Origin of the sequence: Sulfurovum sp., assembly GCF_041551015.1 — a bacterium.
In the GTDB taxonomy this organism is placed as follows: Bacteria; Campylobacterota; Campylobacteria; order Campylobacterales; family Sulfurovaceae; genus Sulfurovum.
The window spans coordinates 1-6944 of sequence record NZ_JBFENQ010000096.1 but is presented as its reverse complement, the minus strand read 5'-3'; the positions used below and the strand labels follow the sequence as shown (position 1 = coordinate 6944).

Genomic DNA, 6944 nt, shown 5'->3' with positions numbered 1-6944 from the left:
GTACATCCACGGAGATGATCTTACTTGCAGACAAGAGTGTATGAAGCAGGGTGTCAAAAGGTGCATTGTAGCCCTGAAGCGGTCTTTGAGAAGGAGCTTTATAAATAAGGCTGTGTCCTCTGGTCATGTTGAAGAAATAGCTGTCTGATTTATCAAATACCAACTCTAAAGTATTGTCCTCTACACGTCTTGCACGGCTAATGAAAGAGAAGTCATTGAGACGTTTGGCGATGGCTTTGAGTTCGTATAATTTCATTTGAGTCTTTCTTCATAATTGTTGTGAAATTCTAGCATAATTTTTTTTCGCTATAATTCGCGTAATTATTTATTATATACATTATGAAGAACGAAGGACAATTTATGGCACAAACTATGACAGAAAAGATTTTTTCAGAACATGCAGGTCGTGAAGTACATGCAGGAGAGATCGTTAGAGTAGATATCGATATGATCATCGGAAATGATATTACAACACCTATCTCCATTAGAGCATTTGAAGAGTCTGGTGCAGAAAAGATGGCAAGACCTGATAACTTTTGTATCGTGATGGATCATTATATTCCGGCAAAAGATATCGCGTCAGCTAACCAGGCAAAGATCTCTAGAGATTTTGCTTATAAGCATGATATGAAATACTTTTTTGATGAAAAAGATATGGGTATCGAGCATGCGTTGCTTCCAGAAAAAGGGCTTGTTGTTCCTGGTGATGTGATCATCGGTGCAGACAGTCATACTTGTACGCATGGCGCACTTGGTGCATTTTCAACGGGTATGGGAAGTACAGACCTTTCATTTGGAATGATCACTGGCGGTAACTGGTTTAAAGTACCTGAGACGATTAAAGTAGAGTTGACAGGAAAGCCTGGTGAACACATCTACGGTAAAGACATCATCTTGGAATTGATCCGTCAGATAGGTGTGGATGGTGCATTGTATAAAGCCATTGAATTTACAGGTGAAGCGATCCAGTATCTTGGTATGGCAGATAGATTTTCTATCGCGAATATGGTTATTGAGGCGGGTGCTAAAAATGGTATTTTTGCAGTGGATGATATCACTTTGGCATACCTTGAGGAGAGAAAAGAGGCAAATGGCGGTTTAAGAGCTGAACCTAAGATCCATGTTTCTGATGCAGATGCTGAGTACTGTCAAGTGATCACCATAGATACTTCGACACTTTCGCCAGTGATCGCTTATCCTTTCTTGCCATCAAACGGTAAGCCTGTAGAGCAGGCTGTTGCAGATGATCTAAAAGTAGACCAAGTGATGATCGGATCTTGTACAAACGGACGTATAGAAGATCTGCGTATCGCAGCTGAGATCGTGAAAGGCAAAAGAGTTGCACGTCATACACGTATGATCGTAACGCCAGCTACACAAAAGATACTTCTTCAAGCACAACATGAAGGTTTGATAGAGATCCTTATCGAAGCAGGTGCCGTGGTTTCTAACCCTACTTGTGGTGCATGTTTGGGTGGATACATGGGTATACTTGGTGATGGTGAGCGTTGTGTTGCTACAACCAACCGTAACTTTGTAGGTCGTATGGGTGCCAGAACATCTGAAATCTACTTGGCGAACTCAGCCGTGGCTGCAGCTTCTGCTATCGCTGGAAAGATCGTGGATCCTAGAGATATCTAAAATCCGGCATTTGGATCAAATCCAAATCCTCCACCGCTAAAATCAGGCATCCCAAAACTCTGGTTAGCAAAAGAAGGGTCATCGTAGCCTTCTTGCACAGAGAGACCTCGTAACATGGTGATGTCCATTTTAGGGTCTATACCTTTGGGACATACCATAGTACACTCTCCACATAAGGTACAGTCCCACACTCCATTACTCTGAATATTATCTATGATATTTTTAACGCTGCCTTCACGTTTATCTGTGCTGTAACGATAGGCACGTGTCAGTGCAAAAGGTCCTAAGAAGTCGGGATTTACAGCATACACAGGACAAGCAGAGTAGCATGAATCACAGAGTATACAGTCTGTTTGTGTTTCAGAAAGTTTTTCATCGCTGTGCGTGAGTGAAGCCTCTTGTGAAGTGTGCAGCCATGCGGTACTTTTAGAAAGTGTCTCTTTGGCTTTGTGTTTGTCTACTTTGAGATCACGCAGTACAGGATGATACTGGAGTGGCTCTATGATATCTCCAGGTTTGACTTTATAGGCACAGGCAAGTTCTTCTCTTCCATTCACACGAACAGCACATGTACCACAGACTGAAGCACGGCATCCAGCTGAAAATGTAAGTGTGGCATCTTGTGTCTCTTTAATGTAACTCAAGGCATTCAAAAGAGGTATTTCACCTGCAGGCAAAGTATAGAGTTGATGGATACCGGTTTCAGAGCGAAGAATTTTTATTTGCATGTTTCTTCCTTTTTCCACTTGAGTACAATATGTTTTTTCTGTGCTTCATCCTCACCTTCAAATCCAACTTTGTAGTGCGCTCCACGACTTTCATCTCTTTCAATGGCTGCAGAGATGATGGTAGGGGCCAGAAGCAGGGCATTTTGAAACTCTAAAAAGTCGATGAGATTCTGGTTATTTGTCTGGCTTTTGTCTGCAATGCCCATCTCTTTTTGTGTACCTTGCATAGAGATCACTTCATTGAGTGCCTCTTGGAGTTTATCATTCTTCCTGACAATACCGACCTTTTCATAAAAGATATTTCCTAACATCTCTCTATATGGATAAAAATTCATATGCCCTTTTTGTGATAAAAGTGCTTCTATCGCTGCAGTATCTTTCTTTCGTTGTGTATCATCTTCAGGTTCAGAACTTGTAGACATAGCATATTTATAGGCATTTACACCTGCAAATCTTCCAAAAGATGTGATTTCGAGTAGAGAGTTCCCACCAAGTCGATTGGCACCATGTACTTTGGCATTAGAACATTCACCCACAGCAAAACAGCCTTTAATCCCGTTTACTTCTAAAGCATGATCTACATCTATCCCGCCCATAGTATAGTGAGCGACAGGTTTGATAGGGATAAGATCTGTGGCAGGATCAACATGTTCATGCATTTTACAAAGCACTACCTCTTGTGGAAGAAGCTCCATGAGTTTTTCTTCTCCCAAATGGCGAACATCCAAAAAGACACGTTGTCCTTCTTGCATTTGAGAGAAAATCGCACGTGCTACTTCGTCACGGGGTTTGAGTTCATCTACAAAACGTTTTCCTGATTCATTCACCAGATAGCCTCCTTCCCCTCTGGCACTTTCCGAGACAAGTATACAAGAGTGTTTCAACGCAGTAGGGTGAAACTGTATAAATTCCATATCAGATACGGCTCCACCTGCACGCAGTACTGCAGCCACACCATCTCCAGTAGAACCGTAAGCATTGGTTGTAAACCCATGATAGAGTGAGCCATACCCGCCTGTCGCCATGACTACAGACTTTGCATTGATCTGCTTTACTTCCCCTGTACGAATATCTAAAAATGTAGCACCTTTTGCAGTCTCATCCTGAGTGATAAGGTTGAGAAGATAGTACTCATCCAAGAAGTTTATCTCTTCCTTTAAGCATGTGTCATATAAAGTATGGAGTATTTTAAGACCTGTATAGTCCTGGGCATAACATGCACGCTTGGCTGACGCACCACCCATTTGACGCTGAGCTATGGTCTGAGTACCGATCTTCCCATTGTCAAGTCTTGAAAAGGGCACACCTAAGCTCTCTAGCCATTCTATGGTTTCAGGAGCATCTGTACACATCTGTCTGACCATATATTCATCACAAAGCCCATGTGCAGATTTGATCGTATCTGCGATGTGAGAACTTACATCGTCTTCACCTACATTGCCAAGGGCAGCGTTCATGCCTCCTTGTGCCATCGATGTTTGTGAGTTGGTAGGGTAGGTTTTACCTACTACAGTGACAGAAGCACCCTCTTTTTTTGCTGCAAGTGCAGCGGTGAGTCCTGCACCCCCTGAACCGATGATCAGTACGTCTACCATTATTTCTCCATAAATACACGAATATTTTCTACAATACCTTCAAGAAGCTTCTTTCTAGCTTCGATACTTGCCCAAGCCATATGTGGAGTGATGAGGAGTCTCTCTTTGTGTCTAACTTCGTTAAGTCTATTGTTCAACGTCATAGGTTCTTGTTCCAGTACATCTAACCCAGCGTATAATGTTCTTCTGTCCAGTTCAAAGGCCAAATCTGTTTCATTGATAATCCCGCCTCGTCCCAAATTTAACAGAATCGCATCATCTTTCATATAGGGCAGGTTGTTTTTATTGATGAGGTTATAGGTATCATCGTTGAGTGGTGCATGGATGGAAATGATGTCACAGTCTTTTAGTATAAATTCTAAGCTCTGATGCGTGTAGGCATGATTAAGATTTTTTCCGCTGGTAGAGTGGTAACTCACTTCTGCACCAAAAGCTGTAGCAATTTTAGCGACCTTTTGACCTATGGTGCCCAAACCGATGATCCCCCATTTTTTTCCTGATATCTCATAAAATGGACGACTCACATCTGTAAAAAGCCCTGATTCACTCCATGAAGCATCTTTTACCACTGCATCATAATAAGCCATTTTTTCTAGTAGATAGAGTGCCATGGCAAAGGTATGCTGCACCACACTTTTTGTGGAATATCCTGCAACATTTTTGACCTCTATACCTTTAAATTTGGCAGCGTCCAGGTCAACATTGTTCATACCTGTTGCAGCAATACAGATAAGTTTGAGTCTAGGGATTTCTTCCATCATATTTGCAGTGATGACCACTTTATTGGTAATGACAATATCTGCTATCTGGATACGCTCAAGTGTCTCTTCTTTGGAGGTGGTTTGATATACTGTAAGTGTTCCAAAAGACTCAAGACTACTAATGTCTAAATCATCACCTAATGTTTTAGCGTCAAGTAATACGATATTCATAGCTTATCCTCTTAGTTGTCTGAAATATTCTCTACTATCTGTGTGGCTCTTCTTTTTGCTTCTTCTACTTCATCAAATACAAGGCTTACAGCCATACGACGACCTGCATGTGATTCTGGTTTTCCAAAGACTCTTACAAAACTGTCTTTAGTAAAGGCATTGTCCGGCACTTCAAGTGTTGGGTTATGGCTTTCATTTTTGGATTTATATGCGCCACAGGCTCCTGAACCATAGAATGTAAAGTCAAGAGGCAGTCCAAGTACCGCTCTTACATGCAGGGCAAACTGGCTCTGGCTTTGTGTGATAAGTGTGACCATCCCTGTGTCGTGAGGGCGTGGACTGAGCTCCGAGAAGTAGACTTCATCATCTTTGACAAAGAATTCCACACCAAAGATACCGCGACCACCTAAACCATCAGTGACTGCTTTAGCGATCTCTTGCGCTTTTTTAAGTGCTTCAGGACTCATTTGCATCGGTTGCCATGAAAGGATGAAGTCTCCGTCTTTTTGTACATGTCCAATGGCTTCACAAAAAGTTGTTCCTGTTTCGTTACGTACAGTCAAAAGAGTGATCTCATAGTCAAAAGGTACAAACTCTTCGACAATGAGTTCAGATGCATCACCACGTGCCTCTTTTGCGATCTCCCATGATTTTTCTATGTCATCAGCCGTTCTTGCAATACTTTGTCCATGACCAGATGAACTCATCACGGGTTTGATGACACAAGGAAAACCTATGCGTTCACCTGCAGATTTAAGCCCTTCAAGTGTGGTAACAAATTCATACCCGCTTGTTTTTAGTCCCAGCTCTTCTGCGGCAAACACACGGATGTTCTTACGGTTCATTGTTTTATTGACGGCTTCAGCATTCGGGATCACATGAAAACCTCTTGCTTCTGCTTCAAAAAGTGCTGCGATGCTAATGGCTTCAACTTCTGGCAAGATAAAACTAGGCTGTTCTTTTTCTATAAGTGCAAGTACCGCTTCTTTGTCTTGCATGTCTATTGCATAAGAGCGATTGGCTACAAGATGTGCAGGTGCATTCTCATATTTATCAACAGCGATGACTTCTATACCAAGTCTTTGTGCCTCAATGGCAACTTCTTTGCCAAGTTCACCAGAACCCAGAAGCATGATTTTGATAGCGTCTTTTTGTAATGTAGTAGTAAATGTCATAAGAAAACCTTCGAAAAAATATTAGATTATTTTAGCGAAAAGTTAAATAATGTGTAATGAGTTTTGGGAAAGTTTTAAATATTGTAGTTGTTATGAAGAGGGAAGGGAGGCTTTAGCATCCTTTCCACAATATACTTTTGTTTATACTCGTATAATCTCATCTTTGAGTGAGTAACCAATAGCCAGCATATCTTTTTTTTCAGCCTCGCCCAGGTTATTTTTATCCATAGCTTTAAGGATGTCATCCACAACAGCTATAAACTCTTGTTCCGAAATATTCATCCCGGTATGAGCTGTTAACATATCTCTTCCTGTATAGGCTTGAGGGCCACCTGTTCCGGCACAAATAAATTGAAAAACCAGCTCTTTGGTTTTATCCATATCTTCGACGATATCAAATCGTGTCTTGATGAGAGGATTAGCCATATGATTTTCTGCTATATCATTTGCCAATTTTCTAATGGCTTCAGCTCCACCCAATCTTTCATAAAGTGTTTTTTCCATAGTTATGTCTCCTTTCTATAGAAAGCATGTGATAATTTAATATCATAGTTAAGGATAACATTAAATTATCTTATTGTAAAGAGCAAAACTTTTTTAAAGTATATTAATGGTGTATTTTAGTTATAAATATGTGTAAGCAGTAAGAGATAAATAGTGTTTGATTGATTGTAAAAAGATGGTTTATCTGTAGAGATTCCAACTCCAAAGAGTTGGAATAAGAGAAAGACTGATTACAGTCTAGACTCGTATCTTCTAAGCATGAAGAGTTTTTTAAGGATTTTCTTGCGAGTTGCAATCTTTTCTTTTTTTCTCTTTTCAGTCTCAGTTTCGTGGTTTTGTCTAGCTCTAGCTTCTGTCACGATAAGGTTT

6 protein-coding genes and 2 pseudogenes are annotated in these 6944 nt (G+C 40.8%); 1 reads left to right on the top strand and 7 read right to left on the bottom strand.

The window, feature by feature from the left end:
• A pseudogene (locus ABZC96_RS07100) lies at positions 1–256 on the bottom strand (hypothetical protein); the annotation flags it as partial.
• Positions 257–360: 104 nt separating this feature from the next.
• Between ABZC96_RS07100 and leuC the strand changes: the two are divergent.
• Complete coding sequence (gene leuC / locus ABZC96_RS07095; protein WP_373030070.1) at positions 361–1641, top strand: 3-isopropylmalate dehydratase large subunit; 1281 nt, start codon at positions 361–363, stop codon at positions 1639–1641.
• On the opposite strand, the gene ABZC96_RS07090 is transcribed toward leuC, so the two are convergent.
• The 6 genes and pseudogenes from ABZC96_RS07090 to ABZC96_RS07065 form a co-directional block, all read right to left on the bottom strand.
• The gene (locus ABZC96_RS07090) at positions 1638–2369 is read right to left on the bottom strand and encodes a succinate dehydrogenase/fumarate reductase iron-sulfur subunit (protein WP_373030068.1); all 732 of its coding nucleotides are present in this window, start codon (positions 2367–2369) and stop codon (positions 1638–1640) included. The genes leuC and ABZC96_RS07090 overlap by 4 nt on opposite strands.
• Entirely contained in the window at positions 2360–3964 is a 1605-nt protein-coding gene (locus ABZC96_RS07085; protein WP_373030067.1) for an FAD-dependent oxidoreductase, read from the bottom strand. Before ABZC96_RS07085 ends, ABZC96_RS07090 begins: the two co-directional genes overlap by 10 nt.
• Positions 3964–4896 carry a D-2-hydroxyacid dehydrogenase gene (locus ABZC96_RS07080; RefSeq protein WP_373030066.1) on the bottom strand — a complete coding sequence of 311 codons (933 nt, stop codon included), beginning with the start codon at positions 4894–4896 and terminating at the stop codon, positions 3964–3966. Before ABZC96_RS07080 ends, ABZC96_RS07085 begins: the two co-directional genes overlap by 1 nt.
• A gap of 11 nt (positions 4897–4907) precedes the next feature.
• Positions 4908–6071 (bottom strand): formate-dependent phosphoribosylglycinamide formyltransferase, encoded by a 1164-nt coding sequence (gene purT, locus ABZC96_RS07075; RefSeq protein WP_373030064.1) that lies wholly within the window; start codon positions 6069–6071, stop codon positions 4908–4910.
• 141 nt (positions 6072–6212) lie between these two features.
• Entirely contained in the window at positions 6213–6575 is a 363-nt protein-coding gene (locus ABZC96_RS07070) for a group 1 truncated hemoglobin (RefSeq protein ID WP_373030063.1), read from the bottom strand.
• Positions 6576–6805: 230 nt separating this feature from the next.
• Positions 6806–6944, bottom strand: a pseudogene (locus ABZC96_RS07065) (30S ribosomal protein S21); the annotation flags it as partial.

Coding starts and splice junctions, on each gene's coding strand:
- leuC (WP_373030070.1), top strand. CDS start 361: ATGGCACAAACTATGACAGAAAAGATTTTTTCAGAACATGCAGGTCGT.
- ABZC96_RS07090 (WP_373030068.1), bottom strand. CDS start 2,369: ATGCAAATAAAAATTCTTCGCTCTGAAACCGGTATCCATCAACTCTAT.
- ABZC96_RS07085 (WP_373030067.1), bottom strand. CDS start 3,964: ATGGTAGACGTACTGATCATCGGTTCAGGGGGTGCAGGACTCACCGCT.
- ABZC96_RS07080 (WP_373030066.1), bottom strand. CDS start 4,896: ATGAATATCGTATTACTTGACGCTAAAACATTAGGTGATGATTTAGAC.
- purT (WP_373030064.1), bottom strand. CDS start 6,071: ATGACATTTACTACTACATTACAAAAAGACGCTATCAAAATCATGCTT.
- ABZC96_RS07070 (WP_373030063.1), bottom strand. CDS start 6,575: ATGGAAAAAACACTTTATGAAAGATTGGGTGGAGCTGAAGCCATTAGA.